Source organism: Alkalicoccobacillus porphyridii, from assembly GCF_007293315.1.
GTDB lineage: Bacteria > Bacillota > Bacilli > Bacillales > Bacillaceae_D > Alkalicoccobacillus > Alkalicoccobacillus porphyridii.
In genome coordinates, this window is record NZ_VLXZ01000004.1 from 13,238 (window position 1) to 33,775 (window position 20,538).

Sequence of the window (20,538 nt, forward strand, 5' to 3'; positions counted from 1 at the left end):
GACTGACCGAATCTTACGACTGATTCTCGAGAGGACGGAAGGATTCTACATATAAGCCTTCTCCTTCCACCCATTCTGCGTAGATAATATTTTTGATGTCCGTTTCCCCTTGTCTTGCCATTTCATCATAAAGCCATGACTCCGTAAGGTTTGCTTTTTCTAGATTTTTTGTAGATATCTCCCCATCAAGTATTAATAACATGGGCAGGGGCCTTGCTGTAGGAAGAATATTCAATTCCTCATTTTTTGGTGTATCATATGCGTGTTTTTTCATAACGGTAACCGTACCATCAGTTTCTAAGATTCCATGCTCAACTTCTTGGATCGCAAAGGAGCCTTTGTCACGTAATAGATGCTGTAATTGATTAATGTCTAATTTATTCTTTTTTAGCTCATCATATTGCACTTTACCCTTATGGATAACGATTGATGGGCTGCCCTCTAATATAGAACGAGATCTACGAATTTTTTGTGTGAGTAGCTCGATTAAATAAATGAGAGCCCCCCAAATGGCAATCGCCACTAATACTCGAGTTAAGGTAACCTCATCATCATAAATGGCGTTCCCTACTAGCTCACCAACCACCAGCGCAGACACAAAGTCAAATGGAGATAGCTGTGATAATTGATTTTTACCTAAAATTTTGGTTAACAGTAATAGTGCAAAGAAACCAACAATCAGTTCAATTGCAAGTGAACCATAGACGGAATTCATTCTTTACCCTCTCCTCTAGTGTTCTTATTGAACGTTAGTGTAAACAAAAGGTTTTATCCCTATCCGTAGAATTAATGCAGGAAGGTTGTAATAAAAACAACAGAAAATGTCATCCTAATAAAATCAGGCTCTGCTAAAAAAGAGTAAAAGGGGTGATGGCATGAAACATCGATATTTAGCGGTGTTATTAATAGTGGTTTTCATAACTGGATGTGGTGAAGCAGACAACACGAAGGCTCTTTCAACAGAGGTAGGTGAACCGGTTCAACGACAAGCTGAGGTTGACGAGGCAAAGCAAATTCTCTTATCGATGGAGGAGATTAAAGATGTAAAGGGTGTACAGTATACTCATCTTTTATTTCTTGCTCCAGACGTTAAACAATTTGACAGATTAAAGCTAGAACATGTTCGTCAAGAAGCCTTTCAGAAAGTCAAAAAGGAATATCCAAATGCAAAGGTGCATGTGTCAACGGACAAAAAAATCTACATGGAGCTTGATAAGCTGGAACGAAAGCTTTATGACCACGATATTAGCGAGGAAGAACTTAAAAACAAATTAATGAAACTTGAAGAAGATATGAAAGGGTAGATGAAGGATCATGGCAGCTAAAAATGCTACAGCCGAGCAGAAGAATTATCAAAAATTAGCAAAGCAATATGAAAAAAAACGTCCTGTATTAAAGAATTGTATCCGCGCTTTTTTTGTGGGTGGTTTTATTTGTATCATCGGACAAGCATTAAATATCTTTTTTTATACGTTTTTTGATTTCACTGAAAAATCAGCTGGAAATCCTACGGTAGCTGTTCTTATCTTTATAGCTACTTTGCTAACAGGACTCGGTGTGTATGATCGCTTTGCTCAATTTGCTGGTGCCGGAACAGCTGTGCCCGTGACAGGATTCGCCAATTCTATCGCCTCTGCTGCAATTGAGCATCGTACGGAAGGCTATGTACTGGGAGTAGGCGGAAATATGTTTAAATTGGCAGGCTCAGTTATTGTTTTTGGAACAGTAGCTGCGTTTTTTGTTGCAATAATTAAAACCCTGATTCAAGGGGGCTTGTAAATGCTAACAGGGAAACAAAGCTGGGTGTTTGAGAGCAAACCTATTATTAGAGCAACAGGCACGATTGGGGGTCCATTCGAAGCAAAAGGAAGGCTCGCTGAAGAATTTGATCTTCTGCACGACAACTTATGGATGGGCGAAAGCTCGTATGAAAAGGCACAGACTGTATTAATTGAACAAGCATGTGAACAGGCGATACAAAAGTCAGGTCTTAACAAAGAACAAATTCAATTTATGTTATCTGGAGATTTAGTTAATCAACTAACGCCATCTACCTTTGCTGGAAGAAGCCTCAAAATACCGTATATTGGTTTATTTGGTGCTTGCTCTACGTCAATGGAGGGCTTGGCCATGGCCGCCTATTTAGTGGATTCAAAAGGGGCTAATCATGTGGTAACCGTTGCTTCTAGTCATAACGCTGCAACAGAAAAACAATTTCGCTACCCAACTGAGTACGGTGGTCAAAAGCCACCAACCTCCCAATGGACCGTGACAGCTGCTGGTGCTGCTGTGGTCTCTACTGAGGGAAAAGGACCTCGAGTGACGTCTGCTACTATAGGGAAGATTGTAGACATGGGATTGTCTGATCCATTTAATATGGGTGGAGCGATGGCGCCAGCAGCTGTTGATACATTAGAAGCTCACTTTAATGATACTCAAACTAGTCCAGCGGATTATGATTTAATTGTGAGTGGGGATCTTGGTGAGATCGGTTTAGCTATTGCGAAAGATCTCTGTCAGCAGAAGGGAATTCAGTTAAAGGAAAATCAATTTAAAGACTGCGGATTAATGATTTATCGTGAAGGTCAGCCAGTTCTTGCCGGAGCTAGTGGGCCAGGCTGCTCTGCCGTTGTTACGTATGGACATCTCTTAAACCGTTTGAAAGCTCGAGACTTAAACAAAATTCTCGTCATAGCTACGGGTGCTTTGTTATCCCCCTTATCCTTTCAGCAGAAAGAATCGATTCCATGTATTGCTCATGCTGTATCGATTGAAGCGGCGGAGGTGAGTCTATGATATTTGTTTGGGCTTTTTTGGTGGGAGGTCTCATCTGTGTAATTGGGCAGTTGTTAATGGATGTGGCAGGTCTAACCCCAGCCCACACCATGTCTGCTTTAGTGGTTAGTGGAGCTGTGCTTAATGGAATTGGTGTATACGATCGATTAATTGATTTCGCCGGTGCAGGAATGACGGTGCCTATTACAAGCTTTGGAAATTCGCTAGTTGAAGGAGCCATGGCTGAAGTTGAACAGAATGGGATTATTGGCGTATTAACAGGAATCTTTGAAGTAACAAGTGCAGGTATTTCCGCTGCGATCATTTTTGGATTCTTAGCGTCACTTGCCTTTAAACCAAAGGGTTAATGCTGAATGGATTCGTAACGATAATCAGTCCTATCATAGGATAGATGAATGTTTAAATTAGAGTCAATGGTACAAAGAAAAATGGATGCATACGATGTAATACCCTTCTCGGATAGCTTATTCAGAAGGGTATTTTCATGTAGGTTAATACTTTTTAACACTTCCTTTTGAATTTCCCCTTCTATAATCACTGGATAGGACATACCGCCTGGTTTTTTTTGAATGTGTAGATCCTCTATTAAAACAGATTGTTTACTTGCTTTCTTAAATACGCTCAGCTCACCACTTGCTTCAATAATCCCCAATTCCACGTCGTTAATATCAAATACATCCTTTTCTCTTAGTAGCTGTAAAATATTATCTAAAGAATATCTAATACTTGATAAATTCTTCACAAGTATTTTTCCGTCACGAATAATAACGGTAGGTTCAAATGTAATCCACTTTCCAAATCTCCGTTTACTTATGGCAAGCTTTGATACAAGGACTTGAAATAAACAGATGCAGATAATTGCAAAAGCCGTTGGCAAATGCTTGACATTAGGATCAGCAATATCTGCCCCAACGACAGAGGCTAATGAAATAATAATTAAAAAATCAAAAATAGGAAGCTCACCGATAGACCGCTTACCCATATACATAGTCATGGCAAGTAAAAGGGGGAATATCGTTATAATTCTTCCGAGTATAAGGACTAAGTCTTTTAATTCTTCAAACATGCTGCTGAGCTCCTTCCGATTAGTAGCTAGTGTAATCAGATTTTGCCTTGTTTAAACTTGGTTAAAACAGCTTTTGGCGGAATAAATAAGGTTGTCCGGCATACATATGGTGGTAATACGTGAGGGTGCAACCCCGCATACAGGAACGAGGCGAGGTTACAGATGATAAAGAGACTACTTATTATGCTGGTGTGTGGTTTGATGATTACGGGAGCTCTGCCCCTGCCACCTGCAATGGCTCAAGTAGATTTAGAGGTCTCAGGGAAAGCAGCAGTGTTAATGGAGCAATCAACAGGCAGGATTCTTTATGGGAAAAATGAACACGAACCAATGCGTATAGCAAGCATCACCAAAATCATGACAGCCATTCTAGCCATTGAATCAGGTAAATTAAATGAAACGGTGACTGTTTCTGATCGTGCATATGGTACAGAGGGTTCCTCTCTATATTTGGAAGAAGGAGAGAAGGTAAAGCTTGAAGATTTAGTATATGGTCTCATGATGCGCAGTGGGAATGACGCAGCCGTAGCCATAGCCGAGCATGTAGGAGGAAGTCTTGAGGGCTTTGTCTTTATGATGAACGAAAAGGCAGTTGAAATTGGCATGGATCAAACGTTATTTGAAAACCCGCATGGACTTGACGATCATGAACATCATCGTTCTAGTGCTTATGATATGGCGTTGTTAACCCAATATGCCATGATGAATGATACCTTTAAGACCATCTCGGGAACTAGTGACTATCGTACAACAGAAGGAAAGGTTCGTGTGTTTCATAACAAAAATAAACTACTTACACAGCTATATAAGTATTCAACAGGTGGCAAAACGGGCTATACAAAGCTTGCTCACCGCACACTAGTTTCAACAGCTACAAAAGATGACCTAGATTTAATCACAGTCACACTGGATGCATCCAATGACTGGGATGATCATATGAACTTATTTAATTGGGCTTTTGAACATGTCCAGTTAAAAGAGGTTATTAAAGAAGGTATTCTCCCGCAAGTTAAAGATGATTATTATAAAGGGCGCCTGTACTCAAAACAATCTTACTTTTACCCGCTACAAAAAAACGAATGGCATAAGCTGAAACAGGAACTGACCCTGCAGACGCCTCCAGTTAAAGAAGAGCAGGAGAATCAACCTATAGGAAAGTTAACAATGAAACTTGATAAACAAACACTTGCTAGCATTCCATTATATTATGAGGCTCCTACAAATGAAGAAAAGCGTTCTTTTTGGCAGCGGTTGTTTGGTGTTATTTCAATTGTTGTGGGGGTGAGCCTCATTGATTAATAAGATCTGGGTTTCTATGTTCGTGATTGGAATCCTTTTCGCCGCGTGGAATGGAACGATGGATCAAGTGAATGCAGCTATTTTTTCTGGTGCAAAAGAAGGAGTCGCCATATGTTTAGGCTTAATAAGTGTACTTGCCTTTTGGCTAGGGTTAATGAAGATTGCTGAGAACTCGGGGTTACTCGCTTCATTTGCCAAACTACTAAAACCACTCGCAACTCGAATATTCCCAGAGGTGCCGGAGAATCATCCAGCGATGGGTTACATCCTTAGTAATGTAACAGCAAACATGTTTGGCCTCGGAAATGCTGCGACACCAATGGGCATTAAAGCCATGGAGCAGCTTAAGCAATTAAATCAAAACCGAGATTCAGCGAGTCGTTCAATGGTTACTTTGCTTGCATTAAATACAGCGTGTATCACATTCATCCCCACCACTGTTATTTCTATTCGGATGAGCTATGGATCCGCGTCACCTACAGATATAGTTGGACCAACCATAATGGCCTCTGCCTGCGCATTCACCGGAGCTATATTAATTGACCGATATTTTTATGCCAGAAGACGTAAGAAGGCAATATAGGCATGGGTTGGCTATCAGAATTGTCGATATGGTTTATTCCGTTGCTAATAGGTGGCATTCTTTTATACGGTACGATGAAGAAGGTACCAACCTATGAAACGTTTGTTGAAGGAGCTAAAGAGGGCTTTGGTATGGCCGTTTCTATTATTCCTTATTTAGTTGGAATGATGGTGGCGATTTCTGTGTTTCGTGCTTCAGGTGCATTGGATTTTGTCATGAACGCCCTATCGCCATTTTTCTATGCCATTGGAGTACCTGCTGAGGTTGTGCCGCTTGCTTTATTACGACCGATTTCAGGTACTGGGGCGCTTGCTTTGATGAGCGATTTAACTGCAACGCATGGTCCTGATTCATTTATTGGCAGGCTTGCTGCTACCATGCAAGGAAGCACAGACACAACCTTTTATATTCTCACAGTCTATTTTGGGGCAGTGGGAGTAAAGAAAATGGGAGATGCTTTAAAAGTAGGCTTGCTCGCAGACGCGGTCGGCATCATTGCCTCAATCGTTATCATTACTGTTCTATTTCACGCGTAAGTACCACGATGGTATAACGAAAAAGAGATCGTATCATTCGCTCCCGAAATGAGCGTATGATGATAATCAACCAAACGTAGGACCGTGGTTGGTCAGAAAAAATATAAATAATAGGAAGAGGCTGGGACAAAAGAATTATTACTAATCTAAAAGCTGAAGAATGTTGGAGTCTCTCCATTCATTGTTCGGCTTTTTTTATTGTCTAAACAAGGATAGATGGTACTCTAGGTTACACTTTATACGCTTAAGTACATAAAGGAATTGGAGGTTATCTGAGTTACAGTTCTTCGATTGCCGCTCCCGAAAATGGGGGCACGCTTACCGCGGGAAGATAATGAGCTAACTCGACTCCATCGATTTATCTCATTGAACCTTTTCATCGAGGTCACTGAAAACGATCTTTATAAGATTGCGAACGTTCTTCCGTTTGTTAAGTCAGAACGTTAGCGAAAGGAGAACCCGAAGACTCCTGCGGAACAGAACGAGTCTGAAGACATCGAAGTGGTGGTTTTCGGCTTCGAGGGCTGAGGCCGTTCCCGCGGAAAGCGTAGGGTTCTCCTGTAGCGGCGCCATTCAACTCATTCTTACATGATTTTTTTCAGTGGCCTCCTTTTTATCCAAGCAGGTGTCGGACAACCATTCTCGTCCGCTTGATGAGTAGTAGGCATCAAATATCAGAGATGACTCATCCTGACTCAGAGTAATTAAATCTGAATACCAAACTGAAAATGTTACTTAATGAATGTAAGGAAGCATAAACCAGCGTAAGAAATACACGGAGTCTTCTATAGGAGAAAAAACCTAGGTGAGACACTACAGTGTGTAAGCACAAAGGGCTCAACAGCCGCCCATGGAAAGCGAAGTGTATTTCCGAAGCGGGACCTACCTCTCACGCTCCAGAAAAAACACTAATCTTTGTTGTTTTTCTGTTGATTTTCAAACTTGTTTAATGAGGTTCACAGAGGTATGATGGTACGTGAGGTGAAGGATAAATGGAACGGTTACAAAAAGTGATTGCCCATGCAGGCATTGCATCAAGAAGAAAAGCGGAAGAGCTAATCCTGCAAGGACGGGTGACAGTGAACGGAAAACCCGTAACTGAACTTGGCGTTAAGGTTCAGGCTCAGCGAGACAAGATTGAGGTCGACGGTGTACCGATTGATAAAGAGGAGCCCGTTTACTTTTTGCTGTATAAGCCTAGTGGAGTTATCTCAAGTGTGAGCGATGATCGAGATCGTAAGGTGGTCACAGACTATTTACACATAGAGCAACGAGTATTTCCAATTGGAAGATTAGATTATGATACCTCTGGTTTAATTTTGCTAACGAATGACGGGGATTTTGCTAATCTACTCATGCACCCTAGACATCAAATGAATAAGGTGTACGTGGCGAAGGTAGAAGGCACTCCAACAAAAGAAAGCCTAAAGAAATTAGAGCGTGGAGTTATGCTTGAAGATGGAAAAACCGCTCCTGCCCAAGTAAAGCTAATCTCAGGCGACAAGAAAAAAAATACGGCGATCGTGCGATTAAGTATTCATGAAGGGCGAAATCGTCAAGTTAGACGGATGTTTGAAGCGATTGGACATCAGGTACTTAAGCTGAAAAGAGAAGAGTATAGCTTTTTGACACTTAAGGGGCTTAATCCTGGGGATGTTCGTCCATTAAAACCAATTGAAGTTAAACACTTACGTGAATTGGCTGTCACGAAACCGTCATAAAACGTAAGGTAATGCGAATATCGAGAGCGTTATACTAAAGAGTAGGGTACCATGTGAACAAACGGATGGATTAAATAATGTTTGTGTGGAGGCTGCCTATTTAGGTAGCCTGTTTTAGCAAAGGAGGTACACCATTGAAAAGAAAACGACTCATCATGAGAACAGTGATTCTACTGGCAATTCTTATAGCGGTTGGCTATGCGTTTTACTCAAATTTTATTGCTGATCATAGTATTGCCCAAGCAGGTAATGCGTCAATTGATTTTTCCTTAGAGGATCTTCAGGGTGAGCCGCATCAGCTCTCTAATTATGAAGGAAAGGGTGTTATGCTTAATTTCTGGGGTACGTTCTGTCCGCCATGTGAGCGTGAAATGCCACATATGGAAGCTTTGTATGAGGAATATAAGGACAAGGGTGTTGAGATCTTAGCTGTTAATGTTAACGAAGCACCGCTAACGGTAAATACCTTTGTAAATCGATATGGGTTAAGCTTTCCGATTTTGCTTGATAAAGGCATGAACGTAACGGATGCGTATGGTGTGAGACCACTTCCCACGACTATTTTAATAAATGAAAGCGGTATGATTACAAAAGTTCATGAGGGTGGAATGACTGAAGAAATGGTAGAGGAGTTTCTTGATTCCATTGTTCCACAAGAGTAAAACGGGGTGAGGAAAAATGAAAGATCAATCATGTGAGTGTGGACAGCTGAATCCCGAAGGTACACTGATCTGCCAAAAGTGCGGTAAACCTCTAGTGAAAGAAGAAGCTGAATCAACCCTTCTAAATATGAGATACGAAGGAGCAGCAAGGCGATCTAAGACCTATACAACAACGCTCATTGATAAAATATGGGTGTTTTTTTCCTCTGTAAAGGTAGGCATCTGGATTTTGGTTGTCTTATTAATTGCTTCAGCCTTGGGCAGTGTTTTTCCACAGGAGATGTATATTCCCCCTGAACAAAATGCATCCGTCTATTATAGAGATGAGTATGGGTTTTTGGGGCAGCTTTATTATCAGCTAGGTTTTCATAATCTTTATGGCTCGTGGTGGTACATGCTATTAATGGCCTCTTTAGGTATCTCACTCACGATTGCTAGTCTTGATCGTGTTGTACCATTATATAAATCTTTATCAAAGCAACGAGTAACAAGACATAAGATTTTCTTAAGTAAACAGCGCTTCTTCTCTAAAACGCCACAGCCTGATATGTCAGATGCTGAGCTACTGGAAAAAGTGAAGGACAATCTGCGGAAAAAACGCTACATAATTAAAGAAGAGAATGGTAATTTGCTGGCCGAGAAAAATCGATTTGCCAGATGGGGACCGTATGTAAATCATATTGGAATCATCATCTTTCTTATTGGCTGTATGCTTCGATATTTTCCAGGTATGTATGTTGATGAAACGATGTGGATACGTGAAGGCGAAGAGGCCGTTGTTCCAGTAAGTGATTCCGAATTCTATGTGAAAAATGAACGTTTTTTTGTTGAATATTATGATGAGACTGACCCTACGTTTCAAGATGCACTAGAACGTAACGTGGAACCAGTTGTCAAAACCTTTCAGACTGATGCGGTTCTTCTAGAATCAACAAGTGAAGTCATCGGTGTAGCAGGTGAGAAAGAAGAGGTAGCAAGACAAGAAATACGGGTTAATGAACCATTAACATATGAAGGCTTATCCTTATATCAAACACAATATAAATTAAATGAGTTAAACGAACTGTCGTTTACCCTAGAGGACAAAGAATCTGGAGAAACGTTTGGCAGGATAGACATAGATCTATTTAATCCTGAAGACGAGTATGAATTTGAAGATGGATATCGAGTGGAAGTAATGGGATATTTCCCGGATTACTTTATGAATGATATGAATCAACCATCAACCAGGTCTCGTGTGCCGGATAACCCGTATTTCTTCTTTAGAATGTTTACTCCTGAAACACCAGAGGGCGAAGTAAGCTTTGTGGGTATCCAAGACAATCGAGAACCTATGGGTGAGAATCAGTATAAAATGACGTTTGTTGATGTTGTCATGAAAAATGTTAGCATTCTTACGGTGAGAAGAGACCATACCATTCCTTTTCTTGTTGTAGGAGGGGCTATTTTTATGATTGGACTGATACAAGGTGCGTATTGGATGCACCGTCGGATTTGGTTGCAAAAGGTAGATGGAGAATGGTGGATGGCTGGCCATACGAATAAGAGTGGGCTAGGACTCCAAAAAGACATGTCTGCTGCAATAGAGGAGACAAGCTTACATCAACCAGAGGATCAATCCGAAAAGAAATCAAAAAATCAGTCACAATCTGAGGAGGGGTAACAAGATGGTTTCATTAAGTGGAACATTAATGTTGATTGCTTTTTTCTTATATCTTGCATCAACCATTGCGTATGCTGTGGCTGTTACAGGCAGAAAATGGAGAAATAAGCAAGGTGAGATGAAAGGGAATCACTGGGGCCGTTTTGGTTATATCTTTAGTATATTGGCGGCAGTTTGTGCCATAGGCTACTTCGTCATTCGATGGAACGTAGCCGGGCATCCGCCTGTAAGTAATATGTATGAATACATGACGTTCCTCGGCATAGCTATGGGACTGGCCTTTATTTTAATTTATGGTATTTATAAAAGTAATGTTATTGGATTGTTTACGATGCCAACAGTGATGTTACTAGTAGCCTATGCTTCATTATTTCCAAGAGAGGTTGAGCCACTTATCCCAGCGTTACAAAGTAACTGGCTTAAAATTCACGTGATTACAACTGCTCTTGGGCAAGGTATTTTATCCATTGGTTTTGCAGCAGGATTAATTTATTTAATTCGAACACTAGATTATCAAAAACCTGGAATAAAAACCGCTGCCCTTGAATGGATTATGTATTCAATTACAAGCTTAGTTGGATACATTGGCATTCGTTATCTATTTAAATTAATGAATTATGAAGCCACATTCGCCTATATTAATGAGTTTGATGCAGAGGCTGAAATGACGTATTCATTGCCAGCATTAGTTGGGCCAAACCAAGCAGAAATGCTTTCTGACGGTCGTCTGCAACCATTTTTTAATGTAGGTGCTAATATTCGTAGTGATGATTTAAACACGGTGATTTGGTCCTTTATTGCAGGAGCAGTGATCTATCTAGCTTTACGATTAATTCTTAGAAAAAGAATTGGCCATGCCATCCAACCTCTATTAAGAGCTGTTAAACCAGATCAAGTAGACGAAATAAGCTATCGTGCGATTGCCATTGGTTTCCCGGTATTTACATTAGGGGGACTAATCTTTGCTATGATTTGGGCTCAAATAGCATGGACAAGATTCTGGGGATGGGACCCTAAAGAGGTTTGGGCGCTTATTACTTTCCTATTTTATGCAGTGTATTTACATCTACGCCTATCAAATGGCTGGCATGGAGAGAAATCAGCCTGGTTATGTGTTATCGGTTTTGCCATAATCATGTTTAATCTTGTTTTTGTTAACTTAGTCATTGCAGGTCTTCATTCCTACGCATAAATTCGCAAAAAGTGACTGAAATAATGGTGACATGGTACACTACAACGTATAGTTATTGTTTGTAGCAAAAGGAGGCACTTACTTCATGGACCAACACGAAGCAACGATATTGGTAGTGGATGATGAAGATCGTATCAGAAGATTATTACGTATGTATTTGGAAAGAGAAAATTACGCAATTGAAGAAGCTGTGAACGGCCGTCAAGCGTTAGAGATGGCAAATGAATCAGAGTACGACTTAATTCTACTTGATGTCATGATGCCTGAAATGGACGGAGTAGAAGTGTGTCAGGAGCTTAGAAAAACAAAAGCAACGCCAGTGATGATGCTGACGGCTAAAGGTGAAGAAGCTAACCGTGTTCAGGGCTTTGAAGTTGGTGCAGATGATTATATCGTCAAGCCATTCAGTCCGAGAGAGGTTGTTCTTCGAGTGAAAGCCTTGCTTAGAAGGTCTTCAACAACAAAGTTCTTACAAACAGATGTCCAAACCAAGGATCTGCTTGTGTTTAGCCAGCTAACCATTGATAATGATGCGCACCGTGTGAGTGTGGATGGACAGGATATTGGATTAACACCTAAAGAGTACGAGCTTCTGTATTACCTAGCGCAATCACCTGATAAAGTGTTTTCTCGTGAGCAGCTACTTAAGGATGTTTGGAACTATGAGTTTTTTGGGGACTTGAGAACAGTTGATACGCATATTAAGAGACTTCGCGAAAAACTTAACCGAGTCTCGGAGGAAACTGCAAGTATGATTGCAACGGTTTGGGGAGTTGGCTACAAGTTCGAGGCTATGAAGTCATAATGCTGTGGCAAAGTGTCGTTGGAAAGCTTTGGTTTACGATACTACTACTTGTTTCTGTTGTGTTATCTATTCTAATGGTTCTTCTCCTGCGTTCACTTGAACAGCACAACTTAACCGAAGCTGAGACTCAGCTGCAAAAGCATGCCTCCATGCTCGCAACTATTTATGAGGAACAGGGCAATGATCCTGATAATAGAGAAATGATCGATAGATACGGGGAAAATTTTTCGAGTAACATTGCCATTTTTGAAGCAGGTGAAAAGGTATGGAGCTCAGAAAATTATCTCCCATTTCGATTGCCTCCTGAAGTATTTACTGAGGATACAGATCTTTCAAGAGTCCTTCAAGAGGGAGCAGTTGTTGCAAAAGAAGCTGACTTTAGACCAAGGTCGGCTTCTATTGATAGTGAAATGGAGACCATTATGGTTGTAGGTGTTCCTCTAAACAATGTAGATAATGGCGCAGTCTATATGTACCAAACGCTTTCTATCATTGAACAAACATCTAATGAAACAAGACGAATTGTTTATTTATCTGCAGGTATTGCTATTATTCTTACGACCGTTTTTGCTTTCTTTTTATCTTCTAGGATGACTGCTCCACTAAGAAAAATGCGTCAGGCTGCACTTGAGGTTGCTGAGGGCAACTTTCAAACAAAGGTTCCGATTCTGACACATGATGAAATTGGGCAGCTTGCTATTGCCTTTAATCGAATGCGTCGAGAATTAAATCGGAATATTGCGGCGCTTAATCAGGAAAAGGAGCAGCTTGCCCGTATTTTAAGTAGTATGGCAGACGGGGTCATGACCTTTAACCGTAAAGGAGAGGTTGTGGTGATGAACCCTCCGGCTGAGCGTTTTTTTGAGGATTGGCGTTATGAGATGGAGCTGCAAGAGTCAATCGCTCATCAGTTGCCTGAGGAAATGAATGAACTCTTTCAAAAGGTTGTAACCCAAGAGCGTGAGGAGTTAATTGAGATTGTAGTTCAAGGCAGAAGCTGGGCTATTTTAATGGCACCCTTATATGATCAAGAGGATGTCAGAGGAACCGTTGCTGTTATCCGTGATATGACGGAGGAGCGTCTACACGATAAATTGCGCAAGGATTTTATTGCTAACGTATCTCATGAGCTACGAACACCCATTTCATTACTACAAGGATACAGTGAAGCGATTGTTGATGATGTAGCAGGCACAGAAGAGGATCAAAAGGAAATTGCCCGTATTATTTATGATGAATCCTTACGTATGGGTCGATTAGTGAATGAGCTTTTGGATCTAGCACGAATGGAAGCTGGACATACAGAACTTAATAAAGCAGAAGTTAATATTCAGGAGTTTAGTGAACGGATGATTCGTAAGTTTTACGGTTATGCCGCAGAGGATGGGCTTCATTTAACAACTCATCTAACAGGCGAGAATCCTATTGTTTGGATTGATCCAGACCGGATGGAACAGGTTCTTACCAACTTACTTCATAATGCGATTCGGCATACGGAGCAAGGTGGAGATGTAGCTCTAAACATTCGATTAAAAACAGATATAATTGAGATTGATGTCGCAGATACGGGCAGTGGAATTAAAGAAGAAGATTTGCCATTTGTCTTTGAGCGTTTTTATAAAGGCGATAAGTCACGTACAAGAGGAAGATCTGGTACGGGCTTAGGTTTAGCGATTGCTAAAAACATTGTTGAAGCACATCAGGGTGAGCTCTCTGTTCATAGTCGAATGAATAAAGGTACAACTTTTTCTATCCATTTGCCTCGAATTACTGTTGAAGCTGACGAACGATAAAGAAAAATCTTGTTTCATACGGAACAGTATAAGGTAGGAGAAAAAGTGGGAAACAGACGAGTATTATCGATAAGTATGTTTGTTTTTTTAATATGTGGCATGGCTGGCTGTGTTACGGATCTATCTAATGACACGCCTGAATCGAATTCCTCTTCTGCCTATCCTATTGAACAAACCGATGCTATCGGGTCTGACTTCGTATTAGAGAATGAACCAAAACGAATTGTTTCTCTCATTCCAAGTAATACGGAGATCATTTATGCACTGGAAGCTGGAGGTATGCTTGTAGGGCGTTCTGACTTCGATGATTATCCGGAAGAAGTGTTGGATGTACAAAGTATTGGTGGCATGGAATTTGATGTTGAGCAAATTATAAAGCTGGAGCCGGATTTGATACTGGCGCATGAGTCAGGAATAGGACAGGCAGAGGATCCATTAAACCAGCTTAATGAAGCAGGATATCCAGTATATGTAGTCGAAGATGCTCAAACATTGGATGCTGTATATGATTCAATTCAATCAATTGCTGGTCTGATTAACCGGAATGAAGAAGCTGTTCAGTTAATTGAGGAAATGCAAGATGAGCTGGCGCAGTTGTCTGCAATAACAGAAAGGTCTGAGGAAGAGCAAAAAAGTACATGGATTGAAATTTCCCCGCAGCCTATTTATGTAGCTGGTAAGCAAACATTTATAGATGAGCTGCTCCAAAGGATTCATGCACTAAATGCGGCTGAGGATGTTATTGGTTGGACAGAAGTAAGTGAGGAAGCTGGGGTCACGTATAACCCAGATGTGATTATCTCTACGTATGGTGGAACTGAAGATATTTCCAATAGGCCTGCCTGGCAGCAAGTACAAGCTATCAAAGAGGACCAAATATACGATATTGATCCCAACGTAGTTAGTCGACCGGGACCAAGGCTAGTAGAGGGTGCAAGAACGCTTGCCGAAATGATTTACCCTGAGGATTTCTTAGAGTAAGAATGCATTTAAAAAGGCTTTTTATAACCCGATAAAGGTATAAAAAGCCTTTTTTCTATGAGTTTATCTACAAAAAAGGAGTGAGCATATGAAATTGTATACCAAAACAGGAGATAAAGGTAAAACATCCCTAATAGGCGGAAAGTTATTTAAGCATGACCTGTTGATTGAAACATTGGGCGCATTTGATGAGGTTAATAGCTTTACAGGTATGGCAAGGGCAGAAATGCAGTGTTCGGAGCTAGAACAAATTAGTCAGGAATTGCTAGAAATTCAGCATCAACTATTCGATTGTGGAAGTGATCTGGCTGTCCTTCAATCTAAAAATAAAGTCGATCTAAAAGTAACTTCTGATATGATTACTTGGCTTGAACAGCGAATTGATAACTGGGTTGAACAAGCGCCGCCTATAAAACGTTTTATATTACCCGGTGGAAGCAAGGCTACAGCAGCTCTTCATGTGTGTCGAACCTCCACGCGTCGAGCCGAACGAAATCTCTCAAGGCTCCAAAGTGAAACTAATTCTGTACCCGCAGAGTTATTGGCATATACAAATCGTTTATCAGACTATTTTTTTGCAGTCGCTAGAGCTGTAAATGCAATCGATTCAAATCCTGATATAGAATATGTACGTGGATCCTCGGTGTTCTCTTTTTCAGAAGACAAAAATAAATAATCAAACATGAATTAAGCCCCTCTCACATAGATATATCGAGGGGGTGAAAGTGTTGCTGAGAATCCTAGCTCGTATTGGCTATATATTCATGAGTGTCATGATTTTAACTGCATGTCAGGCACAAGACAAGCTTATAAGTAAACCGAATCCCAAAAAAATTGTGAGTTCGATTAGTGTAAAGGAAAGCTTATCATTTGATTCTATAGAGATTGAGGATCACCTAAATCAACGTAAAATGATTCAGTTGGCAGATGTGGGATTCCCCGAGCAGGGAGATGAACAGGAGCTAGATCAGGAACGAATTATTCAATTTGCTAAAGAACTAGCAGGAGAAATTGATACACCGATGCGTAATCCGTCTTTATCAGAGTCTGGAGATGTAACGGAAGGAACGAACCGACTTATTCTGGCTGAAGATGAATTAGTCGACATGATGCTTGAGTTATCACCGAGAACAAAAAAACTGACGCTCCCGATTTATGAAACTGAACCAACGGTGACAATCGAAGAGTTGGCTGGAATTGATGAATACGAACGAGCAAGCTTCCATACATATTTTGATGGGTCTGTAGATGGCAGGGTAAACAATATTCAGTTATCAGCAGAAGCTATTAATAACTATGTATTAGGTCCCGGAGATCAATTTTCTTTTAACAAGGTAGTTGGTGAACGAACGGTAGAACGGGGCTATGAAGAAGCTCTAGAAATTGTGAACAAGGAATTTGTTCTTGGAATTGGCGGAGGCATCTGTCAAACCTCTTCAACGCTATTTAATGCTATTGATCAGGCAGGGCTAGAGGTTATCCAGCGATATTCCCATTCTCGTGAGGTAGGCTATGTTCCATCAGGTAGAGATGCAACTGTATCCTGGGGAGGGCCTGATTTTGTATTTAAGAACCCATTTGATTATCCGGTTATCCTTCGGGCTGAAGTTTTGGATCAAACAATGAGAGTGAAGGTGTTTTCACATCATCCTTAAATGAATGAGTATATTAGGAGGCATACATGTTCGATTACATTAGACGATTATGTATCGCATTAGTATTAGCCGTTTTTATTGGCGCGTTATTTCTGGGGGCTGCAACAGCAAACGTTGGAGGAATGGATATAACAGATGCAAAAGAGACTGAAAGTAAAGACATTAAATATTTATTTGTGCTAAACTGAACATAAGAATGTGTAAAAGAAAGTATCCATGCTTTTGTGTATGTTTTTAGCGATGAATAGAGTTAAAGTGGCGGCTAAAGGTTTGTTTCTCTGTCCACCGCAAAGAATAATAAGGAATTGAGCAAAAGAAAGGGTTCGGCACGATGACAACTGATGGATTAAAAGCTGAGCTGCTTTCATGGTTTAATCAGCAAATGGATTTATCGAGTGCACAAATTGATATTGTAGATGGTTTTGTATTTATGCTAAAAAAAATTCGGGCAGAGCATAATCAGTGCTTCGTTCGGAATGATCGATTACACAATCGGTTTTGGAAGGCCCATAATCGTGCATTTGGATATCGTATTCAAACAAGGGAAGATCACGAGATAGCAAAGCAAATGCAGAATTTTTACTGGACTGTCGCTCTCCAAGAGGAGTTTCTGAAGGTCGAGCATCAGCAGGTCCAATTAACGGAAAAAGGGCACAACTACTTGCAGCTCACGAAAGAACAACAGCTTGAACAAATTCTTATGCATATTTGGTTATGAATAAGCTGTATAGAGATGTGTAAACTAAGCCAAACACTTAAATGGACGATACTGTTGTCCATTTTTTGGTTTGGGGGTACACGATGAATGAATACAGCATTATTGCTTGAATACGCATGGGTTTTACTCGTACTTATTGGGCTTGAAGGTATTCTTGCGGCTGATAATGCGGTTGTTTTAGCCATGATTATTCGCCATTTGCCAGAACAACAACGAAAAAAAGCCTTATTTTATGGTTTGGCAGGAGCATTTATTTTTCGGTTTGCCTCATTATTTCTGATTTCATATCTTATTGATGTGTGGCAAATCCAAGCCATAGGGGCCATTTACTTACTTTATCTTTCTCTTCATTATATTTGGAGAAAGTTCATTCTTCATAAAACAAAATCGGCAAAGTCGGTAAAGGCACCAGCAGGATTTTGGAAAACGGTCTTAAAAGTAGAACTTGCTGACTTTGCCTTTGCGGTAGATTCTATTCTTGCTGCCGTTGCACTGGCCATGACCTTGCCGGAAACAGCACTTCCTACGATAGGTCAAATGGACGGTGGTCAGTTCATTGTGATATTAATTGGGGGAATTGTTGGCATTATTATTATGAGGTTTGCAGCCAGTAAGTTTGTGAATCTTCTTGAGAAGCGTCCTAATTTGGAAACAGGTGCTTATATTATCGTTGGCTGGGTAGGCGTTAAGCTTCTTGTCTTTACAATTAGCCATCCTGATTTAGCGATCTTACCTGAACATTTTCCAGAATCAACCCCATGGAAGATTGTGTTTTGGAGTGTACTCGTGCTAATCATTCTAATTAGCTGGTTTACTTCAGGTACAAAGAAGAATGAATAAACAAATGCCCGAACCCCTAGGGTATAGGCAGGGTCATGAAAGAGCACAAACCAGCGTAGAGAATACACGAGAATCCCGCCGCCGAAGCCTTTAATGTTAGTAAGACAAAAGAACCGAACCATTACGTTAGTCTATGGCTCGGTTCTTTTTTTAGCTAAAACATATAGTCTGTCTATTGTGGAAGTAAATTTTGTCTTACCTCTTGCTTATGTCGTTAGCAGTTTAGCATTCAATCGTTTCAACAAACTGAATTTCTTCTATTTTCTGCAGGCCTTCTAATACCGCCTGATCCACTAATTTATCAACAGTTACAAGCATAATCGCTTGTCCACCTGCTTCTTGGCGGCCCACCTGCATCGTTGCAATATTAACCTCATGCTCTGCTAAAAGTCCACCCATTTTACCAATAACACCTGGTTTATCATTATGTTGGATATAGAGGATGTGTCCTTCAGGTACAAAGTCAACCGAAAAGCCATTCATATTAACAATACGCGGCCCATATTCTTTAACATAAGTACCCTGAATAGAAAAACTACGATCTTCCCCTTTTACAACAGCATGAATAAGATTTGCGTATCCATAAGAGTCGGATACGTGTTTTTCACCAAAGCTAATATCACGCTCCTTAGCAATAAACGAGGCATTGACATCATTTACCGCTGCATCAACACGAGGTTGCAGGAAACCTGCGAGCAAGCTACGTGTGGTTATTGTTGTTTCAGAGTCCGCAACCTGTCCACTATAATGAACATTTATTTCTTGCACGGGAGTTCGCATAACCTGAGAAAGAATGTTACCCATCTTTTTAGTAAGTTGATAATATGGCTTTACTTTTTCGTAGACCTCTTTTGATAGGGTCGGTAAGTTAATTGAATTTGTAGCAGGAGCTCCTTGGAGGAACTGCAACACTTCTTCAGCAACTTGTGAGGCCACATTTAATTGGGCTTCCTTTGTAGAAGCAGCAATATGTGGCGTAGCGATCACATTTTCAAAGTCGAGTAATTCTCGATCGGTTGCTGGCTCTTCCACAAATACGTCAAGAGCAGCACCGGCTACATGGCCAGTATGGAGATAGTGCTTTAATGCCTGCTCATCGATAATTCCTCCACGAGCACAGTTAATGAGAAAAACACCTGGTTTGGTTTTTGCAATATTTTTCATGCCCAGTAAGCCTTTTGTTTCCTTAGTGAGTGGAGTGTGAACGGTAATGATATCTGCCGCAGCTAATACCTCTTCAACCGAACCTAATTCAACGCCAAGCTTCTCAGCACGGTCTTTTGTTAAAAATGGATCAAAGACAATTAATTTCATTTCAAATGCTTTTGCACGTTGAGCAATCTGACTACCGATTCGACCAAACCCTATGATGCCGAGAGTTTTTAGACGTAATTCGGAACCCTGGTATTTATTTCGATTCCAAAGACCCTCCTTAATGGATGCGTTCGCCTGAGGGATCTTTCGTAATAAGGAGCTCATCATGGCAAAGGTATGTTCAGCTGTCGATATTGTGTTTCCGTCGGGGGCATTAATGACAACCACACCATGCTTTGTCGCTGCGTCTAAATCAATATTGTCTACACCTACACCAGCACGAGCTACAATTTTTAAATTAGGCATTTTAAGCAACAATTCTTCAGTAACCGTTGTTGCACTGCGAACAAGTAGTGCATCAAATTGATCCAATTGATCTAGTTCGTTCACATTTTTTTGTACACATTCTACGAGGGGGCTTTCAAGTAAAGGCTGTAGACCTTCCTTGCTCATTGTGTCTGAAACTAAAATGTTAAACGTATTTGTTCGGCTTTCTCTTTCTTTTGTTTTCATTTCAAGTTGTTGTCCCATTTTACACTCCACTCCCTTGATTACTTTTATGCTTTGTCGCGGCACTGTGAAAGCGTTGCTATCTCAAAAAAACTCCGCCCCTCACAACAATTAGTCGTGAGGGGCGGAAGTCCGCGGTACCACCCTCATTATCTGAACACGTTCAGAGCTCTTATGGAGATATACTCCAATCGTAACGGGATTCACCCGAATACATCTACTTACATTCGATGTATTGACTCAGAAGGGCTATCCAAAAAGACTCTTACTGACTTACACCAACCGTCAGCTCTCTGAAAAGAAGTGCTTTTTTTCATTCTTCTTCGATGTCTGTATCAATATAAAATTAATTAAAGTTCTAATTGTTAGATAACTTATCATACTCAATTAGTACTGTCAACAGG

At 40.6% G+C, this 20,538-nt stretch carries 22 protein-coding genes and 1 other annotated feature; of the genes, 19 read left to right on the forward strand and 3 right to left on the reverse strand.

The window, feature by feature from the left end:
- Window positions 1-13 precede the first annotated feature (13 nt).
- On the reverse strand, window positions 14-715 hold the full coding sequence (locus tag FN960_RS07475) for a DUF421 domain-containing protein (RefSeq protein ID WP_143848084.1): 702 nt from the start codon (window positions 713-715) through the stop codon (window positions 14-16).
- Window positions 716-875: 160 nt separating this feature from the next.
- Here FN960_RS07475 and FN960_RS07480 point away from each other — a divergent pair, with 160 nt between their 5' ends.
- From FN960_RS07480 to spoVAE, 4 genes are read left to right on the forward strand one after another with little or no spacing between them, the layout of a single operon-like run.
- Window positions 876-1,304 (forward strand): hypothetical protein, encoded by a 429-nt coding sequence (locus FN960_RS07480; RefSeq protein ID WP_143848085.1) that lies wholly within the window; start codon window positions 876-878, stop codon window positions 1,302-1,304.
- A gap of 10 nt (window positions 1,305-1,314) precedes the next feature.
- On the forward strand, window positions 1,315-1,779 hold the full coding sequence (spoVAC, locus tag FN960_RS07485; RefSeq protein ID WP_143848086.1) for a stage V sporulation protein AC: 465 nt from the start codon (window positions 1,315-1,317) through the stop codon (window positions 1,777-1,779).
- Window positions 1,780-2,796, forward strand: coding sequence for a stage V sporulation protein AD (gene spoVAD, locus FN960_RS07490; protein ID WP_143848087.1), 1,017 nt, complete (start codon window positions 1,780-1,782; stop codon window positions 2,794-2,796).
- Window positions 2,793-3,143: a stage V sporulation protein AE gene (spoVAE, locus tag FN960_RS07495; protein ID WP_143848088.1), complete on the forward strand. Its 351-nt coding sequence runs from the start codon at window positions 2,793-2,795 to the stop codon at window positions 3,141-3,143. Before spoVAD ends, spoVAE begins: the two co-directional genes overlap by 4 nt.
- Here the strand turns inward: spoVAE and FN960_RS07500 are convergent.
- Complete coding sequence (locus FN960_RS07500; protein ID WP_143848089.1) at window positions 3,140-3,862, reverse strand: DUF421 domain-containing protein; 723 nt, start codon at window positions 3,860-3,862, stop codon at window positions 3,140-3,142. The genes spoVAE and FN960_RS07500 overlap by 4 nt on opposite strands.
- A gap of 162 nt (window positions 3,863-4,024) precedes the next feature.
- Between FN960_RS07500 and FN960_RS07505 the strand changes: the two genes are divergently transcribed.
- From FN960_RS07505 to FN960_RS07570, 15 genes are all read left to right on the forward strand, one after another.
- Entirely contained in the window at window positions 4,025-5,161 is a 1,137-nt protein-coding gene (locus FN960_RS07505) for a D-alanyl-D-alanine carboxypeptidase family protein (protein ID WP_143848090.1), read from the forward strand.
- Window positions 5,154-5,744, forward strand: a complete 591-nt coding sequence (locus FN960_RS07510) for a nucleoside recognition domain-containing protein (RefSeq protein WP_143848091.1) — start codon at window positions 5,154-5,156, stop codon at window positions 5,742-5,744. Before FN960_RS07505 ends, FN960_RS07510 begins: the two co-directional genes overlap by 8 nt.
- A 2-nt stretch (window positions 5,745-5,746) precedes the next feature.
- The gene (locus FN960_RS07515; RefSeq protein WP_143848092.1) at window positions 5,747-6,280 is read left to right on the forward strand and encodes a spore maturation protein; all 534 of its coding nucleotides are present in this window, start codon (window positions 5,747-5,749) and stop codon (window positions 6,278-6,280) included.
- Between the two features lie 992 nt (window positions 6,281-7,272).
- Complete coding sequence (locus FN960_RS07520) at window positions 7,273-8,001, forward strand: pseudouridine synthase (RefSeq protein WP_143848093.1); 729 nt, start codon at window positions 7,273-7,275, stop codon at window positions 7,999-8,001.
- 134 nt (window positions 8,002-8,135) lie between these two features.
- Complete coding sequence (gene resA / locus FN960_RS07525) at window positions 8,136-8,663, forward strand: thiol-disulfide oxidoreductase ResA (protein ID WP_143848094.1); 528 nt, start codon at window positions 8,136-8,138, stop codon at window positions 8,661-8,663.
- A 16-nt stretch (window positions 8,664-8,679) separates the two neighbouring features.
- Window positions 8,680-10,326, forward strand: coding sequence for a cytochrome c biogenesis protein ResB (resB, locus tag FN960_RS07530; protein WP_143848095.1), 1,647 nt, complete (start codon window positions 8,680-8,682; stop codon window positions 10,324-10,326).
- 4 nt (window positions 10,327-10,330) lie between these two features.
- A complete protein-coding gene (gene ccsB, locus FN960_RS07535) occupies window positions 10,331-11,518 on the forward strand; it encodes a c-type cytochrome biogenesis protein CcsB (RefSeq protein ID WP_143848096.1) in 1,188 nt (395 codons plus the stop codon).
- Between the two features lie 85 nt (window positions 11,519-11,603).
- Entirely contained in the window at window positions 11,604-12,323 is a 720-nt protein-coding gene (locus FN960_RS07540; RefSeq protein WP_143848097.1) for a response regulator transcription factor, read from the forward strand.
- Window positions 12,323-14,116, forward strand: a complete 1,794-nt coding sequence (locus tag FN960_RS07545) for an ATP-binding protein (RefSeq protein ID WP_306461605.1) — start codon at window positions 12,323-12,325, stop codon at window positions 14,114-14,116. The genes FN960_RS07540 and FN960_RS07545 overlap by 1 nt, the downstream gene beginning before the upstream one ends.
- Window positions 14,117-14,161: 45 nt before the next feature.
- On the forward strand, window positions 14,162-15,097 hold the full coding sequence (locus tag FN960_RS07550; protein ID WP_143848098.1) for an ABC transporter substrate-binding protein: 936 nt from the start codon (window positions 14,162-14,164) through the stop codon (window positions 15,095-15,097).
- A gap of 88 nt (window positions 15,098-15,185) precedes the next feature.
- Window positions 15,186-15,773 (forward strand): cob(I)yrinic acid a,c-diamide adenosyltransferase, encoded by a 588-nt coding sequence (locus FN960_RS07555; protein WP_143848099.1) that lies wholly within the window; start codon window positions 15,186-15,188, stop codon window positions 15,771-15,773.
- A gap of 52 nt (window positions 15,774-15,825) precedes the next feature.
- Complete coding sequence (locus FN960_RS07560) at window positions 15,826-16,752, forward strand: VanW family protein (protein ID WP_260681957.1); 927 nt, start codon at window positions 15,826-15,828, stop codon at window positions 16,750-16,752.
- Between the two features lie 26 nt (window positions 16,753-16,778).
- Window positions 16,779-16,940 carry a hypothetical protein gene (locus tag FN960_RS22765; RefSeq protein WP_185970958.1) on the forward strand — a complete coding sequence of 54 codons (162 nt, stop codon included), beginning with the start codon at window positions 16,779-16,781 and terminating at the stop codon, window positions 16,938-16,940.
- 143 nt (window positions 16,941-17,083) lie between these two features.
- A complete protein-coding gene (locus tag FN960_RS07565; RefSeq protein WP_143848100.1) occupies window positions 17,084-17,470 on the forward strand; it encodes a hypothetical protein in 387 nt (128 codons plus the stop codon).
- 87 nt (window positions 17,471-17,557) lie between these two features.
- Window positions 17,558-18,310: a TerC family protein gene (locus tag FN960_RS07570; RefSeq protein WP_143848101.1), complete on the forward strand. Its 753-nt coding sequence runs from the start codon at window positions 17,558-17,560 to the stop codon at window positions 18,308-18,310.
- 222 nt (window positions 18,311-18,532) lie between these two features.
- Here the strand turns inward: FN960_RS07570 and serA are convergent, their stop codons facing one another.
- Complete coding sequence (serA, locus tag FN960_RS07575; RefSeq protein ID WP_143848102.1) at window positions 18,533-20,155, reverse strand: phosphoglycerate dehydrogenase; 1,623 nt, start codon at window positions 20,153-20,155, stop codon at window positions 18,533-18,535.
- Between the two features lie 96 nt (window positions 20,156-20,251).
- Window positions 20,252-20,470: a binding site (T-box leader), on the reverse strand.
- Window positions 20,471-20,538 lie beyond the last annotated feature (68 nt).